Here is a 17,240-nt window from a genome sequence, read left to right as displayed (position 1 = left end):
CTATATTCCGAAGGTAGCCCGAAGCATGTCACGAGTTCCTGGCCCAAGCCCGACCGCAAGGACAGCAAGTAACATAATAACTGTATATCGAGGCAATTCATCATATAGCTCGTCGTTGAAAGCATAGACTACAATAGCAGCTGCAATCACTTTCAACGGCAGAAACGGCCACGTAACTCCGATCATATCCGATAGCCATGTCGGCTGAACTACCGCAGTAATATCCTGTACAGCACTGTTGATAACATGTTTAGGCCCGTACTCCGGTAAATCAAACGTTGCTGCCCAGTCAAGACTGAGTACGTTTGCAACCCCGTCAACTGCATGTCCCCAGATAATTACTGCACCAACGTATCCTGTCCCAGAGTTTACAACAGGGAAATATCGATCAATAACAATCCAAGCTACAGCAGTAATGGCTGTTGCTCCTACAAGCGTTATAACGAGAAATGAGAGAGTAAATCCAAGTGCCTCGGTTGTAACTGCTAGATAACCCAGATACGCTAAGCCTCCGCCTAATAGCATTGATCCAATCCCAGCAAGAGGATACTCATACCGTCTGGCTATTCCTTGTCTTACCAGCACAATACTAATACCCAACGCAGACAACGCAAGAGCAAACATGAAAAAATAGATCAGTGGACTGATCAGAATGGCAGAGTAAGGGAATGCAATTGCAGCAGTTCCTGTTTCTTCAAGTACAGCTAAACTCGCATCTTCAACCGTCCGCAGTACCCCCCCTAACAGTACAAATGGAAACAGAGCATATATGATACTCAATGAGTCTCCGATGTCTAATCGGACGGCAAGAAAGTACACACCAATCAATAGCAATACCAACACTATCCCATAGCTTGCTGTTGAAATAACTGTATATCCAGGTTCTGCAACGATTCCCTCTGCTGTTGTGCATGTTTCTGGAACTACTGTTTCCCCGTCCTGACGTGCAACACAATCCTCTCCTTTCCCATCTGCGACAACGGGACCCCAGAAGTATTGCCAAATAAATCGATCATATACGAGTCGTTCAGCGAATATTGACCCGAAAACTAATACTACCGCTATTCCACCAGTAATAGCTAACCAAACTCGCTCAGCGGTAGCACGATCATAGTCCATACTCGTCATACCAGCAGTCAATGCGCTTTAGCGTTCTGATGTATTGTTAGGTGGCCAAGAACCAAGAGTAATTATGTCCACTTGCTGCTGGTTTTCATTTCCTGCAACCCCGATCGTTGCCTGATTAGCAATCGAATTTGCAATCGTTTCTCTCCACTGATTGACCCGTTCTTCGTGGAGCTGATGATGTCGATCACGAGTGTATTTTACATCCGGGTCTGATCGTAACTGATCAGCGGTTTCGTCTGGTGTTGGAAATACTGGTGGGTCGTTAAGCAAGATTTCTGGAGAAATATGTACTGGCTTTCCACTATCATCACCCACCATATAGTCATCATCTGACTCAATGTGGATCCGGCCTCTCATTTTAGCGCTAAATGGAGGTGTAACCCGAAGGACCGCCTTTTCCTCTTTACGCACTTGCATTTCATACGCACGTACGATATCTTCACGATGCACTGCAACAGACTGCAATATCGTCAGGTCAGACATCTGCATCACATATCCATCACATATTGGTCTACTTAAGCATTCGTTAGCTACCTCTTCCCATTTCTGCTGATAGATAGGTCGAATATCGTGGAAACTTTTAGGGAATTTTTACAGGATACTTGATTAGCAGATTGGGTGAGAAGCCCCCACCTCAAGGAGCGACCGGCGATAGCCGTGAGTGAGTAGGCAGGGGTAGTTCACATGGTGCACTGAGGAAGATACCAAGGTTATCTCTCTAGGACAGTTGACGCTAAACCAGTATTTTCATACGCTGTACATGATAGTTTGTGTACATGGAAAACAAGTCTTTACCGCCCGCGGATTCTTATCGTCCTCGGATCTTTGCAGCAGGTATTCACCTTCTTGCTTTGCTCACTTGGATAATTGGTCCACTTGTTGTTATGTGGCTCTCCCGGTCCGATTATCTAAAAGAACATGCCAGACACGCTGCAAACTGGCAACTGACCTTCGGTATAGGGATGTATGTTGCCGGATTCCTTTCTGGCATTGCAGTCTTATTCTCTGACTTTCGCCCGGCAATCTGGGGGCCAATAATCGGTCTTATCATGCTTGGTGGAACATTACTGTTTACAGCAGTCGCCGTCGTGCGCGCACTACAAGGCAAAGTATGGGAATATCCTGTTGCATTCCGAATCAAAGAGACCACCTCGGTATCACGGACATTTTAGCTAATTTCTCCTCTGAGTAGTGTCCCAGAATACTCAAATACATACAACAAATTAATACTATTACATGTCTAACGGTGATTGGCATCCTGTGTTTGAGGATGCAATTTTGGAGACAATTGTACATGGAACTCCCGAAGCAATTGGCATAGTTCTCACCGTACTCACACATCTTGGTAGCGTCTATGTCGTCGTTCCAGCCGTTATTCTCGCATATTTTTGGGCCCCGAACCGTATGGCTACATGGATCGCGACAGTATGTGGATACTACGGGCTGATGGGTGGGATCAAGTCTCTAAACTCAGCTGATCGTCCGCCAATAGTTGCTGATGTTAGTGCAGAGTGGTTTCCCGGTGTTTTCTCATGGCTGCATGGCCATGGAGCAGGAATAACCACAACAAGCTTCCCAAGCGGAAATGCAATGATCGCAACGGCAATTATTACTCTGATGATCTTTGACCTTCGAATCAGTACCCTTCGAAATCGTGCTCTCGTCGGAGCTGCTGTTATTGGTCTTGTCGGTTATTCACGCCTTGCCTTGGCTGTGCACTATCCTATTGATGTTATTGGCGGGATTGCACTGGGGATAATTTTAGCTGGAACTGTTGTTAGCACCCGCCGACACTTCGACCGTGGTACATTAGCTGTATTTGCGTTCGCTGCAGCCCTCGCGTTCTTTGGTGTATGGGTTCATAGTAACGGATTTGCTGTTCCAGCTTGGGAGGGAATACTCGGAAGCAACCGCAACATTGCCCTTGGAGGTGCAGTTGGTGGAATGGTCACCCTGTATCTTGGGCAGCGGACAGACTGGCAGTTTAATGTTAGCGGAAAGACAACTATGCCTGTTTTTGCAGGAGCTGGTGTTCTCCTTTCGATTGCGTATGCTATTCATACCTCCATCACCCATCCGCTTGTGACAATGTTGTGGGCCGGGGTAGCATTTGGAATTATCCTTATCGTCCCTCATCTAATTCGAAAAGAAACCCAGCGACTAACTTCAGCACCACAAACTCATTCCTGACCTATGTCACATTGAATCGCTGTAACTAATAGGCTTCAACGTATATCAATATGTGCGTACAAGTGCGAGGGTAGCCAAGCCTGGCCAACGGCGGCGGACTCAAGATCCGCTCCCGTAGGGGTCCAAGGGTTCGAATCCCTTCCCTCGCATAGGAAATAAATAACCTCTGCATGACCCCTGAAGGGAGTTTTTCTTCCCTCGCAAACTTCCAGAAAGAACGATCCCACAGAGATACTTCTGTCGAGATACACAGCACCGGATACTCTACAGTCGGAGCAGTCCAGGGCGGTTCAGAGCAATTGATGTACTACTCTAGTGGTGACCGAGAACTCATACCTTTTTATTAACCCCAGACAAACCTGTCGATGATGTACCACCTCCTCTTACCAATCGACGAAAGTAACCATCGTGCAAAGAAAACGGTAAATACTGTTCGTGACTTTCCGACTGACTCTGATAATCTTCGGTCAACGATTCTCTATGTATCTGAAAACGGTGCCACCGAAGCTCCAGAAAGCGTTACCACAGCCGCTGCCCAACTGGAGGAAGCAGGATGTGAAGTTGAGACTACTATTAAAAATGGGTATCCTCCAGAAGAAATCGTGAACCAAGTTGAGGAGTTGGATGTTGATCATGTCCTGATGGTTGGACGCGAAAAGACAACTTCAGGAAAGATTCTCTTTGGTAGTGCAACAGAATCTGTCATGGAATCTGTCGATGTACCCGTTACGGTTGTCAAAGAATAGCTACTTCTTTCAGTTCTCTGTTTGCTCTTTGCGTCAGCTTTTCCTAGAGCAAACTAGAGAAACAGCTACAATCAAAGAGGTCTGTTCGCGGTCAGATGTATTTCTTGCTTATAGAAGATAGCAGTGCAAGTCCCACGAGCCACCTTGGTGCGGCACTTCACGCCTTTTCGACGTCGACAAATGTACTATACTGTGCGTGACTTCCGCCTATAACATCGCTTACTCCCGTATCGCCAAGCTCCGGATCAATGTCCATTAGATGGTTAACCGCAAATCCGGTGTTTTGACCTTTGGCGTACCCAGTCGTGTCTTCAGCAGGATCATATGGGTCATGGTCAAAATGGCCGTAGTCATCGACTGGTGACTCTGGCATATTGGCACTGTCCCCGTCGCCGTTAATTGTTGCTCCAACTGCTCCATTTGTTTCGCGACCAAATGCAAATGCACCTCCGACAACACCAGGTCTGATTCCTTCTGTAACTCGGGCTGTAGCAGTTACTTCTTCTTTGGCTCCTACATCGTTGTTTTCCCGGTCTTGATTCTGCACAACAACGGTGTCCCCATCCTCTATACCCCGCTCGTCTGCATCTTTTGGATTGATCCAAAGGGGATTTTCTGCCTGTATTTCACGAAGCCACGGTGCTCCGATTGTTCGTTGAATCCCCATGGCTGTCTGTTTCCAATTAATGAGTTGCAAGTCTCCGTGTGATTCTCGGGCGTCGTCACTACTGACGATCGGTAACTGTGTCTCTCCATTGTAAAATTCTCCATCACAGACTGCTGGCATTGGATCAAGAGGTTCACCAGATGCAGAATGGAACTGCTCTGGAAGCGTTTCATCATAGAAGTCTGCTCGCGTTTCGAGCCGGTATTTCATGTGGTCCCCATCATACGCATTGCTGTCCGGATCTCGGTCGACATATTCCTGATCATACCCGTGTCGATCGAATTTTTCTTCATAACTTTCTTTCTCCGACTCTGCGGGTGGTTCAAACCGGCCTCCTCGATTCAATACCGTAACAACGCGCCGCCAATCCTCTTCAGTATTAAGCGCATCTTTCCACATTTCAGTTATACTGTTGCCTGCTGTTGTCGTCCCCAATCCTTTCTCAACTGACCTTTCAAGATGTTCGATTTCTTCCTCGTCTGCTTGTGCAACTGGGTCCTCATCATATGCCACATTTGCAACCAGTTTGAGCCACATATCTTCTGCTCGATCAAGTGAATATGTCTCTGGTTCGTCTCGGTATGTGGGGTCGTCCATCATTGCGTCTTCGCCGACACCGGGGAGTTCCATCTCTTTCCACATGTGAATAAGGACGTTCTCAAACGGGACAGGTCCGTCATATTCATCCGGATGATTCTCCTCTGGTATCTCACCAAACGCACGGGTAACTGGGCGCGTAATCTTTGCGTCTTTGAGCACCTTGTTCTGATTCGCATCGAAACTTTCCCATCGCTCCAGATACGTTGGCTCCGGTAAGATGTAATCTGCGTACCGGCTTGTTTCTCCGATAATTACGTCTGACGCAACAATCAACTCGAAGTTATCTTGATCCTGCATGATCTCCGGAATTGTATCGCCGGCTGATGCAGAAGTGACATTATTTGCTCCATATGCGCGAAACATAAGAGCCTTAGCTCCATACGGGTACTCTTCTTTTGCCGCTGGCCATACTTCTTGAATCTCCTGCACACTTAGGTTAAACCATGGTCTCTCCGCTGGATAATTCGCTTCATGGGACGTGCCATCATCGTAGAATGGGCTCTCCTCATAGTTGACCATCCCCCCTTTGGTAAGCGGTACACCCCACGGTGCTCTAGGATCTTTGTCGTGTTTGTTTGGAATTGCTCCAAGATCAAATCGTCCGCTGCCTTTATTATACTCTGCAGACTCCGTCCCAATGTTTCCTTCTGGGGTTATCTGCCCTCCTTTCCAGTCGTAATTACCGATTAGGTGTTGTAATGCAAGTACAGATCGGGAGTTGTAAAACCCATGTGGATGCTGCGCGAGCCCGCGGAATGGAAATATGGCAGCTCGTTTTCCATGGCTTGTAAACTCATCAGCTAGTTCAACTATATCCTCAACATCAATTCCTGCCATCTCTGCATACTCTTCGAGCTCATATTGTTCGGCACGTTCTCGATACAACTGGAATACTGATTTAACGGCTATGTCTTCTCCATCAACAGTCACTGTTTCATCAACAAACAGCTCTCCATCGAATGCGGCTTCCTCTGTTGCTTGGAGTTCTCCAGTCTGTTGATCTTTAGCGACAAATCCACTTCCATCTATCCCAAGGTCCTCTGGACGAGCTTTTGGACCATTCGGGAATTCAACATCGGGGTCATACTCATGGGCTGGATGTTCCTCATTGAACCGCTTTTTGTGTGCGTCTTTTTCAACAAGCACCAGATGTGTGGCATCGGACCAGTTTTTTTCGCCGTCTTCGTGTGCTGCCTGCTCGCTTGGATTTGTAAGGAATGTTTCATCGTACCGACGATTCTCGATAATCCACCGAGCCATGCCAAATGCGAGTGCAGCATCTGCGCCTGGCTTGACAGGGACCCACTTGTCAGCTTTTTCTGCTGTCTCTGACATCCGAGGATCAACTACATCAAGTCGTAGCCCGTTTTGTCGAGCGTTTGAAATCTGTGAAGCTGTCCAGACTGGCCCCTTCGTTGCTACAAGCGGATTTGCTCCCCATGCGATAATGTATTCTGAGTTCCTGATGTCCGGATGCTGGTAGCCTTTCCCTTTGCCACCTTTATGACCTGAAGCAGCCGCTGTCAGACAGGTAATGCCACAGACTCCGGCATGGTGGTAGCTGTTAATTGATCCAAGTCCGTTTCGCCAGAGCCGTGGTCGTATGGTGTGGAAACGACGATATCCGCCCATATCGACAATCTGGTTTGATTTTGGGCCTAGCTCCCAAAGTTCGGGGGTTTCGCTTAATTCCTCCTTGTCTGCAACCAGTACATCAGCGTAATCATCCGCAAAATCATCTGCATCGTAGTCTGTATTATCATCCATAACCTCGTCATACGCATCTTGTACCTCTTCTCGATCAATCCACCCTTCATATTCCTTTAGCCCGTCGTGTCCCAGATCATCATCCCCGTTGATGATCTCATTAATCGCTTGTTCCCAACTGATCTCCTCCCACTCATCGTCGCCTCGGTCTCCTGTCCGCTTGAGCGGCTTTCTAACTCGATTGTTATCAAATGCGACTTGCATCCCTGACTGACCCTTCAAGCAGACTCGTCCACCAGAAAGTGACCAGCCGTCTTTCCGGACTGATCCAGTGTTTTCTCCGCCTCCCATCGCAATCTCGTCGTCAAAGTCGTACCCATATGGAATCTGTCCGTTTGGATATGTCATCTGAAACGCATACGGGTTTCCAGCAATTTTTCGTATACTACCAGTTCCCTCATCACTGGCATCTGAATCACCAAGCCGAACCTGTATTGGACAATTTGCGTGGCAGAGGCCACATGTCGTATGTGCAACGTCTTCTGCTCCATATTCCTCGAAGAAATCACCGATGCCACGCTCTCCATTGCCGCTCCATGGCCACCGACTGCCAAAGTCTGAGGCTGTTGAGAGACTCAATCCTCCAACAGAAGCTGCTCCTACAGTCCCCGTTGCTTTGGCAAAGTCTCGTCTTGATAGCTGTTCGTCGGTTCCACCGTCCGTAGATGAATTGTTATTATCGCTCATTAGTGATCCTCCAGTGGTTTTAGCGGCAGAAGCTCAGAACCAATTGTGTATAGCAATGCAAATAGCCCGATTAACCCGACAGCCAAGGCCCACTCCTCTATTGTCGCACTGTATGTTCCGGCTGGCATCCCCTCCATATCTGGCACAGTCAAAGCCGGCACAACAATCATAAATCGTGTTCCGATCACGCCCACAACGACGCTCAATCCGGCCGCAGCCATTACCTTTGGCGATCGTCGCCATGATCGTCGACTAATCAAAATCAATGGAACAAGCCATGCAAACGTCACCATCAGATAAAATGCCCAAGCAGCCTCCCCATAGAGGATTTGCTCCCACGTCTCTAACTTTGCTGGTGCCATTCCATAAACACCGACAAGCGTGTCTAATGCTTTTAACCCGAAGTCGATGAGAATGAATGTTCCAAGCAACTTGCCTAATCCGTCAAGCAACTCCGTTTGTAACCGTTCACCGAAGAACTTAGCCCGTGCAATATACAGAGCAATTGTTAATCCAAGTCCGCTAACGACAGCTGAGACGATGAAGATTACTGGGAATATTCCTGTGTGCCAGTAAGAGACTGAGTGATTAACCGCGAATAACAGTCCTGTTCCACCATGGACGAAAAAGATAGCAAGTGGTATTCCAAATAACCCGAGTCGTTTGAGCCACCGTCGGTCAAATCTTAACGATTCCTCCGATGTACTGGTTCGTCCAAGAGTCAGGATTCCAGCTAACTTTGCCCGTAATCCGCTCCCGTTTTCGTTCATCTTTACGAGATCCTTCCGCATTGAAAAGTATAGCTCTCCCATCAAAACGAGAACATACAATGAATACGCATGGACTTCCCAAGAGAGCACTGACATTCCCTGCCGGTGAAGGAGCGGTAACAGTGCTCGATCTGGTCGTCCTAAGTCTGCAAGAATAAACAGAAGGGCAATTCCCATGCTAATAATAGCGACAAACAGCGCATCACGCTCGATGACATGAAGCCGCTTCATATTCAATACGCTGGCCATAATACTGACTAAGAAGGCTCCAGCTGACAACCCAACAAAGTAAATATAAAATGCAACCCACGACCCCCATGGTACTGTCGCTGACAGGTTTGTCTCAGCTAATCCGGCAGTTAAACGGAAGTATGCACCGTACAGTCCGATACCAATTGCGATCAGAATCAACGCATACCAGCCGGCACGTACCTTCGAATTCGAAAACCCAAAATCGTACTCTTTCGTTGACATAGTTTACTGCAGGTAGTACATGTTCGGATTCGTCCCTTGATCCTCGCGCAGTTGGAATGCACGCTGTTCATTTGCCATCTCTGCTACATCGCTGTCTGGGTCATCAAGGTCTCCAATGTAGCGTGCATCACCAATACACGTTTCGACACAGGCAGGCTCTTCTCCACGCTCTAACCGATGATAGCAGTAGTTACACTTCATTGCATGCCCGCTTGTATCCTCGCGGGTCCGTTCCTTTCCATACTCAGCCACCTTTGTCTCCCCGTCTATTGTAAACTCATCCTCGTAATCCTCTCCAAAATCAAAATACCGTGCTCCGTACGGACAAGCAATCAGACAGTACCGGCATCCAATGCACCGATCGTAATCAATTGTCACGATGCCGTTGTCAAGTTTATATGTTGCTGTAACAGGACAAACCTGAACACATGGTGGATTTTCACACTGTAAACACGGACGGGGAACATGTGTTCGTGTAACATTTGGAAAATCTCCATGTTCGCGTTCCATCACGACATTATAAGAGACCCCGGGTGGTGTGCGGTTTTCTGCCTTGCAGGCTGTCGTACAGGATTCACACCCAACACATTTCTGTAAATCAATCACCATCCCCCAACGTGGTGTCCCTTCCTCATCAGTATTTTCAGAATCTTCTTGAGTATTGTTCTCTGATGTTTCTGCTTGATTTGTCGTCAAGTTTTCATGCCCAGCAACTGAGTCAAGAGAGCAGCTATCGCAGTTTAGGTTTTCTGCCACTTCCTCATCGATCGTTTGGTCCTGCGTGTGGTCAACTGCTGGATTTGGTGTATTCTCGTAATCTACTCCGAATTCCTCTCTTGCTTTTTCATCATATTTTTCCCAGAATCTCTCGCTCGATAACTCTCCTTCAGAGACCTTCCTCGCATCTTGCCCCATTGATATACCAAGATTTGTGTCGTAATCAACCGCAGACAAGATGTCCCTTCCATCTTCTATTTCCTCATCAATCCCTAATTCTGTGAATAGTGGAGGTCCAACAGTTTCGTCATTAGTATTGCTCTGCATGTCCACAATCAACACAATCACGGGGCATCATAAAATTTTCCTTAAAAAATATGTTATTTATTTATTTCGAACTAATAGCTCAACTTAAACTTACACTATAAGGATAAAACATCTAAACTATTAACCAGCAATAATTTCTTCGTTTTGTATAGTAGCAATATTTTGCGCTAAAATATTTGCATTTGTACTCCTCAGAAGGCTTTGATTGACTGATTCTATCAGCACAGGTAAAAATCATTACACAAACTTACTGTATGAAATAGAATGGCGTTCGTTATGGCATAAATGTGATTTGTGCCCAAGACATGAGCACCTCGTGGAAATCACTGTATCGACAATAACTACTGGATAGCCTCTTTGATGTCCAATAATATGCGTGATCTTGACCAGACCGATCTTGAAATCTTACGGCTGCTTGTTGAAGACGGGCGGAAACCATATAGTGAAATCGCTGAGGAAGTAGGTTTATCTCCACCAGCTGTCTCCGATCGTGTTGAGCGACTCCGTGAGCAGGATATCATCAAAAGTTTCACCACACATATCGATCGATCGAAACTTCAGTATACTGTTCCTGCTGTACTGACACTGCAACCACATCCGAGTAAAATCGAATCTGTCTCTAGTGCTCTCTCTGCTGTTGATCGAGTTGAACAACAGTTTCGTCTCTCAGATGGATCACTCATTGTGCATGTAAACGCTCCCCAGCGTGATATCTTATCGTGGCTGGGAAATCATATTGATCTTTCCAGCATCCAGTCGTATGATCTCACACATATTGAAAATCACACATGGGATCCAACTGTGAGTGCCACTGACTTTGCTGTCTACTGTGCTATCTGTGACAACCGTGTCCGGGAAGATGGCATAACCACACGATTTGACGGCGAAATTAAGGCGTTTTGTTGTCCTTCTTGTCATGCTCGATATGAAGAACAGTACCAAATGCTTTCAGAAGATCACTAATCTTCGACCTAAACACATTCCAGTGTACTGCTCAGTGCTTGAAACCACCTTGACTTAACTCTCCATTTTCACGTGCGGTAGCTCGCTGCTCTGCAATTAAATCAAGATCTTCATCGGTGTCCCCCAAAACAAGCAGTGCATAATACCAAAGATATGTATGGAACGGAACACTCACAACCGCAAAGACGACGATACTTGCTACAATAAATACGAACCCAAGTATTCCAAGTATAGCTGTTGTGCCTGCTCCAAAGCTCCCAAGTCCTCCACTTAATAGAATAATTATACCAGCAACTGTTCCCAGAATAATACCAATACTAAGTATTCCAACAGCAACCGCGATCAGCGCTAATATTCCTACGGCAACTCCAAGTAGTACTCGAATAACCGCATATACCACGTATTCAATCCAATGTGCACGAAGTGGCTGCGTAAATCGGCGCCATGCAGATATGATCCCCTCTCCTTTGTGAATCATTACCGGCAGCACGAATTGTATTGTAAGCACATCAATAATCCACAAGCCTATTGCCAGTACTCCGCCGACAGCTACGATCGCTGGAGCCGATGGTAACCAGTCAGGGCCCAGATTCAATACGACAGATACTGCTCCACCAATCGGTAGCAACAGTAATCCCCATAGAACTGCTCTGAAAACAACAACCTGAAATGCATCTCGGATATGTGCTTTTGCTGGCTGTATAATGCGTACTGTCCCGGTTTGCAATGCCTCAACTAGCACAAACCGCATAAGCATCCCAGTAATCAGATATAGGATCCCGATGAATAGAATCCCGATAATCACTGGGGTTGCCCACGCGGGTAATACGGCTAATATCTCTCCAATTGCCCCGACTGATATACCAGTCACAATGTCTGTCTCAGCAGGTGTCTGTTCTAACCCTCGCCATAGACGCGGATCAAGAAACTGCGGGCTGGCTGGGACAGGCGTTCCTGCAGTACCCATGAACGCGACAATGAATGCAAGTAATCCAATTTTTCGTGCAGCAATTGGCATTAAAAACTGTCGTGTCACGTCAAGAGCATCCCCAACGCTGCGCAGTGCCGACAACGACATATCCTGATACTAACACCCGGGAAATAAAAATATCTCCTGATCAGCGTGTCACATCAACGATCTCCATAAGCGGGTATCCGTCTTTCATTGTCATCTGTGTCTGTACAATCGTTTCTTCCCGCTGGATTATCATCTCTACCTGCATTAACGATCCGGTCAATTCCGTATATGTGGCTGTGCCCGGTGCATCTCGAATGGCTTGTTCAATACGGTCAGCATCCAATGTCACTGAAACATCTTCACAAAATGGCTGGTTTTCGATTGCCTCCTCGATGGCCTGCTCAAGACTCTCTTTGTTTTTTGTACTTACTGGCGTACCAGCGAACTGATGATACAGTGTTCCAAACTTGATTCCTGCCTCAAAACAAGTTTGTTCCGCAGATGTTGGATCCATTGTTCTGACTTACCTTGTCCGATACGGTATAGCTGTCGGTGCTCCTTGACTGTCTCTCTCGGCTACGCAGTAGGTACTCGCCTCGCTACCGTTGTAATCTGGTTTTATATAATCTCTTCCAATGATCCCAATTCCCTGAAATCCAGTGATAAATGTGGCTCTACAGAAGAAACAGCCGATTGCCTCGGGCCTCGATCCCGGGGTTGTGTACCTGTTAGGAGATTCAGTAAGATGTGGTAGTAGTTAGTACTGACTCAACGATCACGTTCCTATGGGTGGCAAATATTTTCTTGGTGGCGGCAGAAGCTTGTGCTGTCACGATGACTGCGACCATCGGCCTCCACGGACGCTCTGGGCGGTCAGCGTGGCAGTTAGCATCCCACACGCTTGCTTGCCGTTCCGCAGGCGTGCGTGCTTCGATGACCGACCATGCGCTCCGCTGGTGCTGGGAACGTCACCTGAAAGGCCAACGAGCCGCCCGGTGAGCCGACCGAGAAGCACGAACATAGATGGTGGTCAAATTGAGAGTGAGGCCCAGCCGCTCGCAGTACCAATAACATCTGATTGGTGCCAAAGACTACTGAAAATTGGAACGGTAGTTGACTTGTGTAGCAGATACGTTTCTTGTTGTTGAGGTAGTCGACAAGCGTCACATATTCAACTGTGGTTTTCCAGTATATAATTGATGGAAGGGCCGGTGTTACTCACAGGTGCTAGCGGTCGTGTCGGAAGAGCGATCCTTAGTGGGATCGGTAATAAATACGAGTGGCGGCTTCTTGATCGGACGCCACCATCAGAAGAGTTACCGGGTGAGCATGTTATTGGAGATATCACCGATCCAGAAACAGTTCGAGAGGCGGTTGAGGGTGTCAATGCAGTTATTCACTTAGCTGGTGACCCTCGACGCGATGCACCATGGGACAGTGTTCTTGAAAATAATATTCATGGCACTAAGGTCGTTTTTGAGCAAGCAACTAAAGCGGGTGTCGAAAAAATCGCGTTTGCTTCCTCAAATCACGCAGTTGGAGCGTATGAAACCGATGACCGGACTCCTAGCATGTATCAGAAAGACGATGACTTTCGACTCAATGGGACTGAACCACCTCGTCCTGGGAACTTTTATGGCGTTTCAAAAGCGACTGGCGAAATTCTTGGTCGGTATTACCATGATAAGCACGGTATATCGATGGTTTGTGTCCGCATTGGCAATCTCACGGAAGATCACCCACCAGTCGAGTATGATCGCGGACAAGCCATGTGGCTTTCCCATCGTGATTGTGCACATCTTTTTGACCGTTGCTTACAAGCTGAGTATGATTATGAGATTGTCTACGGGATCAGTGACAATGATCGAAAATACTACTCGATTGAGCGAGCGAAGGACAAACTCGGGTACGACCCACAGGACAATTCTGCAGAGTACCACTTCGATGGAACTCCAAAATCAGACACATAACTAAATCTCGCCCGACACTGTCGATATGATTCTTGAAGACGAGTTTACGTTTGAATTATCGTTGTGCGCCTACCTTGAAACACAGCGAGACGCGATTATTGCCCGGCAACTTGGAGCCGGTGTTGATAGTTCTGGTCGGCGTATTATCGATATTGCAATCGCTGAACCTGGCCCGAGGTTCGAATTTCGAGCCTCTCTTACAGCAGAATCAATCCCCATTGATCTTATTGAAGCCCCGATTGGTCCTGGTACGTTTCGGAGTGCCTCCGATGCTATTGATCGACCTGTTAAGCACCGGCAGGATCTAATTGAACGAGGCGCTGAAATTGGCTTTATTGAAAAAAGACGGAATAGTGGTACAGCTGAGATTAGACAGGTGGTTCGGTATCCTTATCGCTGGTATAGTAATCTTATTGGGATTGAAAATAAGCCAGATCTCTCTTCTCCCGGCAAACTAATTGATCAACTGCAGTTTGATGTTAGTTTGGGGCTATTTGACAACGTGATTTTAGCGACAGCAACACGAGTGACAGATGTCCATCTCAACCGTATCCCGGAAGAAGTCGGTGTATGGGTGTATTCCCCAGAGGATGGTATTGAAGTTGTTCGACAAGCCGAGCAGCTACAGCCGAATGCTTATGGAATTGAATTAGTTAGCCATAACTCAGACCATTCGCAGATTTCCCCTGTTTCTGAAAAAGCAAAGCAACAGGCACGACAGCGAATTGCTGAACGGGCCTACGGAAAGGGATGGCGTGTTTCGTCTTTACCAGAATGTCAGTCTTGTAACTTTCAATCTCGACATGGGACTCCTTGTCTCCCATTCTGTGTAGAAAAACAGCAAGTTGTCAGTCCATCTGGTGACTGTGTATCTTGCTCGCTACGCTCCGATGAGTCGACTCATCAGTATGACCCGACGGACGAACGAGACCGTCGGACTCCTTGGAAAGCTAACCCGACTGGATACCAGCACAAGCAAGCAGGTTTAGACCGATTCTGCTAGTTGATCGCGTTTTGACTAGATGGTGTGTACTTCTCCGTCAACTGCGAGTTGATCATCGAATGCCTGATCAACCGGATAATAGTGTGCAACATGTACGATTCTAAGATTTGCCGCGTTTAATTCGTTGGCCAGCTCTTCAGCTCCTGCTCGGGTCATGTGCTTTGTCCCGAACGTCCGAGGGACACCATCTCCATTTTCATCTCGACCACCGATTGGATGGTGTTTACAAAACTCTGGAGGAACAATACCGTCAGCTAATAACAAGTCTGGATCAGATAACGTCTGCCGTGACCGTTCTGGAATCTGGAAACTTGTGTCTCCAGTTATCGACAGTTTTGCTTTTGTCTGCTGCTGTTCGATAACAACGCCATAACATAATAGCGGTGGATGGTCAACTGGTACAAGAGTAATATCAAACCCACAGGCCTCAAACGTCTCATACGGTGCAATCTCGTTGACTGCCAGTGAATCTAAATATGCATACTTGTCATTAATCGTCTCAGCTACTGTTTCTCCAGTATTTGGATCATATTCATCTGCCGCATACACTGGGAAGTAATCACCAGATCTAGCGCTGCCCAGAAGTCTATAGACATTTCCTAACCCATCAAGATGATCAAAATGAACGTGTGTAATGATCCCTGCATCCGGTAATTTAACGTCATTCGAAAGAATCTGTGTTCTAAAGTCAGGGCTGAAATCAACCAGTAAACACTCATTGGTTTCTTCGTTCCGAACATGGACTGAAAACCGACTCCTTGAGATTCCGTTGTTGCGAGCGTACTCGCAAGTCTTACATTCACAACCGGGAGTGGGTGTCCCAGTCGTATCACCGGTGCCAAGCAACGTGATTTCCATTCTATCTTAATGATTGTGTGAGTGACCAGAGTCACTCTCTCCCGGAAGCCCTCCTGCGATCAATGCTTCGTGATCTCCCTCAATCATGTCAAGGTTTTTCAATGTGTCTCGCTGTTCGAATTCTTCAATCGCTGACATCAAATCACTCTGAGTGAGTGCAGTGCGCTCTTCAGTCAGTGCTTCAAGAACTGCCTCACGAAGAACCATTCGCAGATCACTTCCTGTCAGGCCATCTGTTTTCTTTGCGACAGCCTCTGGATCAAAGTCTTTGATTTCCATGTCGTGTGTGATTAGCCGAAGAATATCCTCACGCATTTTGACATCTGGCTTCGGGAAGTTAACAATCTCATCGAACCTTCGCCATGCTGCTGCATCAAGCTGGTCTGGATGGTTTGTTGCACCGATCAACAGTACTTCATCGTCAATCAGGCTAACTTCATCAATTGACTTGAGCAATGTATTCACCGCACGCTTGACTGCGGCGTGTTCATCTGATGTTCGGGTTTTGGCAACTGAGTCAAACTCATCAATGAACAAAATACATGGCGAGAGACGCTTGGCAACTTCGAATGTTTTATCGACGTTTTTCGCAGTTTCTCCCAGATACTGACTTGTGATCATTGAAAGCTTGACTTCAACGAATGGCAAGTCTAATTCATGCGCTAGTCCCCGAGCAGCAGACGTTTTTCCCGTTCCAGGAGGTCCGATAAATAGCAACTTCCCGACTTCTTTGAGACCAATCTCTGCAAGATACTCGCGATGCTCAATCGCTTTCACAAGCTTGGTAATCTCCGCTTCTTGATTATCCGTTAGCACAATATCATCCAGTGTTGTTTCAATCTCTTCTGGGGCTCGAATTTCAACGAGATCCAGCATATCCTGCTCTTCTTCCTCGTCAAAATACTCCTCCAAGAGAGAATCGATCCATACCCGATCAGCACGGATTGGTCGATTATTCTCCCGTGCTGTCTCATAATCGATCCCTTCTGGAGCGTCTTCATGATCTTCAAATCGGTATGCAAGTGTCGGGTTTGACTGAACCCGGTCACTATCAACGCGCGATAGGAACCATTCCTCAGCCATATCGCGATTGTTAATGGAAATCTTCCCAGAGAATTGATCCCGCTCGGTAAACATCAGTCCCGAAATAGTCTCCCACGGCTGGTCTATCCCTGTTGCTGATCGTGCTATACTAGCTGTGACTGTAAGTGGTCGTTCGAATGTCCCCTCTGACCAGAAAACACGCCGATATCGTGGAGGTATATCATCCTCATCAAGCGCCCTTGATTCGTCATAAACCTCAGCAGTCAGAAGAAGCTCAATCACTTCAAGTTCCGGATTACTCATTCCCGAAGAAATTCGTTATCGTTCGAGTTAAGCCCGTCGAAGCACCTGAATTTTTGAATCGAATCTGT

Annotated in this window: 15 protein-coding genes and 1 tRNA gene; 7 read left to right on the top strand and 9 right to left on the bottom strand. The window is 47.0% G+C overall.

Annotation, left to right across the window (positions count from 1 at the left end):
* A complete protein-coding gene (locus K0C01_RS00400) occupies positions 1 to 1,119 on the bottom strand; it encodes a DUF63 family protein (RefSeq protein ID WP_221170115.1) in 1,119 nt (372 codons plus the stop codon).
* 27 nt (positions 1,120 to 1,146) lie between these two features.
* Positions 1,147 to 1,611: a DUF8009 family protein gene (locus tag K0C01_RS00395; protein WP_221170114.1), complete on the bottom strand. Its 465-nt coding sequence runs from the start codon at positions 1,609 to 1,611 to the stop codon at positions 1,147 to 1,149.
* A gap of 293 nt (positions 1,612 to 1,904) precedes the next feature.
* Here K0C01_RS00395 and K0C01_RS00390 point away from each other — a divergent pair, with 293 nt between their 5' ends.
* The 4 genes from K0C01_RS00390 (at position 1,905) to K0C01_RS00375 (ending at position 4,064) form a co-directional block, all read left to right on the top strand.
* The gene (locus K0C01_RS00390) at positions 1,905 to 2,300 is read left to right on the top strand and encodes a DUF4870 domain-containing protein (protein WP_221170113.1); all 396 of its coding nucleotides are present in this window, start codon (positions 1,905 to 1,907) and stop codon (positions 2,298 to 2,300) included.
* 64 nt (positions 2,301 to 2,364) lie between these two features.
* Positions 2,365 to 3,318, top strand: a complete 954-nt coding sequence (locus tag K0C01_RS00385; protein ID WP_221170112.1) for a phosphatase PAP2 family protein — start codon at positions 2,365 to 2,367, stop codon at positions 3,316 to 3,318.
* 64 nt (positions 3,319 to 3,382) lie between these two features.
* Positions 3,383 to 3,467, top strand: a tRNA-Leu gene (locus K0C01_RS00380).
* A 216-nt stretch (positions 3,468 to 3,683) separates the two neighbouring features.
* The gene (locus tag K0C01_RS00375; RefSeq protein ID WP_221170111.1) at positions 3,684 to 4,064 is read left to right on the top strand and encodes a universal stress protein; all 381 of its coding nucleotides are present in this window, start codon (positions 3,684 to 3,686) and stop codon (positions 4,062 to 4,064) included.
* A 157-nt stretch (positions 4,065 to 4,221) separates the two neighbouring features.
* Here the strand turns inward: K0C01_RS00375 and K0C01_RS00370 are convergent, their stop codons facing one another.
* Genes K0C01_RS00370 through K0C01_RS00360 form a run of 3 tightly spaced genes read right to left on the bottom strand, consistent with a single transcriptional unit; the run spans position 4,222 to position 10,073 of the window.
* A complete protein-coding gene (locus K0C01_RS00370; protein WP_221170110.1) occupies positions 4,222 to 7,785 on the bottom strand; it encodes a molybdopterin-dependent oxidoreductase in 3,564 nt (1,187 codons plus the stop codon).
* The gene (gene nrfD / locus K0C01_RS00365; protein WP_221170109.1) at positions 7,785 to 9,029 is read right to left on the bottom strand and encodes an NrfD/PsrC family molybdoenzyme membrane anchor subunit; all 1,245 of its coding nucleotides are present in this window, start codon (positions 9,027 to 9,029) and stop codon (positions 7,785 to 7,787) included. Before nrfD ends, K0C01_RS00370 begins: the two co-directional genes overlap by 1 nt.
* A 3-nt stretch (positions 9,030 to 9,032) precedes the next feature.
* Positions 9,033 to 10,073: a 4Fe-4S dicluster domain-containing protein gene (locus K0C01_RS00360; RefSeq protein WP_221171152.1), complete on the bottom strand. Its 1,041-nt coding sequence runs from the start codon at positions 10,071 to 10,073 to the stop codon at positions 9,033 to 9,035.
* A 372-nt stretch (positions 10,074 to 10,445) separates the two neighbouring features.
* Between K0C01_RS00360 and K0C01_RS00355 the strand changes: the two genes are divergently transcribed.
* The gene (locus tag K0C01_RS00355) at positions 10,446 to 11,036 is read left to right on the top strand and encodes an Lrp/AsnC family transcriptional regulator (RefSeq protein ID WP_221170108.1); all 591 of its coding nucleotides are present in this window, start codon (positions 10,446 to 10,448) and stop codon (positions 11,034 to 11,036) included.
* Positions 11,037 to 11,067: 31 nt separating this feature from the next.
* On the opposite strand, the gene K0C01_RS00350 is transcribed toward K0C01_RS00355, so the two are convergent.
* Both K0C01_RS00350 and K0C01_RS00345 read right to left on the bottom strand, forming a co-directional pair.
* A complete protein-coding gene (locus K0C01_RS00350; protein WP_221170107.1) occupies positions 11,068 to 12,114 on the bottom strand; it encodes a DUF7544 domain-containing protein in 1,047 nt (348 codons plus the stop codon).
* Positions 12,115 to 12,154: 40 nt separating this feature from the next.
* A complete protein-coding gene (locus K0C01_RS00345) occupies positions 12,155 to 12,508 on the bottom strand; it encodes a dihydroneopterin aldolase family protein (RefSeq protein WP_221170106.1) in 354 nt (117 codons plus the stop codon).
* Positions 12,509 to 13,193: 685 nt separating this feature from the next.
* Between K0C01_RS00345 and azf the strand changes: the two genes are divergently transcribed.
* Complete coding sequence (gene azf / locus K0C01_RS00340; RefSeq protein WP_221170105.1) at positions 13,194 to 13,964, top strand: NAD-dependent glucose-6-phosphate dehydrogenase Azf; 771 nt, start codon at positions 13,194 to 13,196, stop codon at positions 13,962 to 13,964.
* Between the two features lie 25 nt (positions 13,965 to 13,989).
* The gene (locus tag K0C01_RS00335) at positions 13,990 to 14,967 is read left to right on the top strand and encodes a DUF5787 family protein (RefSeq protein WP_221170104.1); all 978 of its coding nucleotides are present in this window, start codon (positions 13,990 to 13,992) and stop codon (positions 14,965 to 14,967) included.
* A 15-nt stretch (positions 14,968 to 14,982) separates the two neighbouring features.
* Here K0C01_RS00335 and K0C01_RS00330 read toward each other — a convergent pair whose 3' ends face one another.
* Together K0C01_RS00330 and K0C01_RS00325 are read right to left on the bottom strand one after the other, a co-directional pair.
* A complete protein-coding gene (locus K0C01_RS00330; RefSeq protein ID WP_221170103.1) occupies positions 14,983 to 15,825 on the bottom strand; it encodes an MBL fold metallo-hydrolase in 843 nt (280 codons plus the stop codon).
* Positions 15,826 to 15,831: 6 nt separating this feature from the next.
* A complete protein-coding gene (locus K0C01_RS00325; protein WP_221170102.1) occupies positions 15,832 to 17,172 on the bottom strand; it encodes an AAA family ATPase in 1,341 nt (446 codons plus the stop codon).
* Positions 17,173 to 17,240: the final 68 nt, after the last annotated feature.

It is taken from the genome of Salinarchaeum sp. IM2453 (assembly GCF_019693215.1).
Taxonomy (GTDB): domain Archaea; phylum Halobacteriota; class Halobacteria; order Halobacteriales; family Salinarchaeaceae; genus IM2453.
This window is presented reverse-complemented; position numbering and strand designations above follow the sequence as displayed.

What these genes read in the sequence shown, in the direction of transcription:
- K0C01_RS00400 (WP_221170115.1), bottom strand. Translation starts at nt 1,119, where the DNA reads ATGGACTATGATCGTGCTACCGCTGAGCGAGTTTGGTTAGCTATTACT.
- K0C01_RS00395 (WP_221170114.1), bottom strand. Translation starts at nt 1,611, where the DNA reads ATGTCTGACCTGACGATATTGCAGTCTGTTGCAGTGCATCGTGAAGAT.
- K0C01_RS00390 (WP_221170113.1), top strand. Translation starts at nt 1,905, where the DNA reads ATGGAAAACAAGTCTTTACCGCCCGCGGATTCTTATCGTCCTCGGATC.
- K0C01_RS00385 (WP_221170112.1), top strand. Translation starts at nt 2,365, where the DNA reads ATGTCTAACGGTGATTGGCATCCTGTGTTTGAGGATGCAATTTTGGAG.
- K0C01_RS00375 (WP_221170111.1), top strand. Translation starts at nt 3,684, where the DNA reads ATGATGTACCACCTCCTCTTACCAATCGACGAAAGTAACCATCGTGCA.
- K0C01_RS00370 (WP_221170110.1), bottom strand. Translation starts at nt 7,785, where the DNA reads ATGAGCGATAATAACAATTCATCTACGGACGGTGGAACCGACGAACAG.
- nrfD (WP_221170109.1), bottom strand. Translation starts at nt 9,029, where the DNA reads ATGTCAACGAAAGAGTACGATTTTGGGTTTTCGAATTCGAAGGTACGT.
- K0C01_RS00360 (WP_221171152.1), bottom strand. Translation starts at nt 10,073, where the DNA reads ATGCAGAGCAATACTAATGACGAAACTGTTGGACCTCCACTATTCACA.
- K0C01_RS00355 (WP_221170108.1), top strand. Translation starts at nt 10,446, where the DNA reads ATGCGTGATCTTGACCAGACCGATCTTGAAATCTTACGGCTGCTTGTT.
- K0C01_RS00350 (WP_221170107.1), bottom strand. Translation starts at nt 12,114, where the DNA reads ATGTCGTTGTCGGCACTGCGCAGCGTTGGGGATGCTCTTGACGTGACA.
- K0C01_RS00345 (WP_221170106.1), bottom strand. Translation starts at nt 12,508, where the DNA reads ATGGATCCAACATCTGCGGAACAAACTTGTTTTGAGGCAGGAATCAAG.
- azf (WP_221170105.1), top strand. Translation starts at nt 13,194, where the DNA reads ATGGAAGGGCCGGTGTTACTCACAGGTGCTAGCGGTCGTGTCGGAAGA.
- K0C01_RS00335 (WP_221170104.1), top strand. Translation starts at nt 13,990, where the DNA reads ATGATTCTTGAAGACGAGTTTACGTTTGAATTATCGTTGTGCGCCTAC.
- K0C01_RS00330 (WP_221170103.1), bottom strand. Translation starts at nt 15,825, where the DNA reads ATGGAAATCACGTTGCTTGGCACCGGTGATACGACTGGGACACCCACT.
- K0C01_RS00325 (WP_221170102.1), bottom strand. Translation starts at nt 17,172, where the DNA reads ATGAGTAATCCGGAACTTGAAGTGATTGAGCTTCTTCTGACTGCTGAG.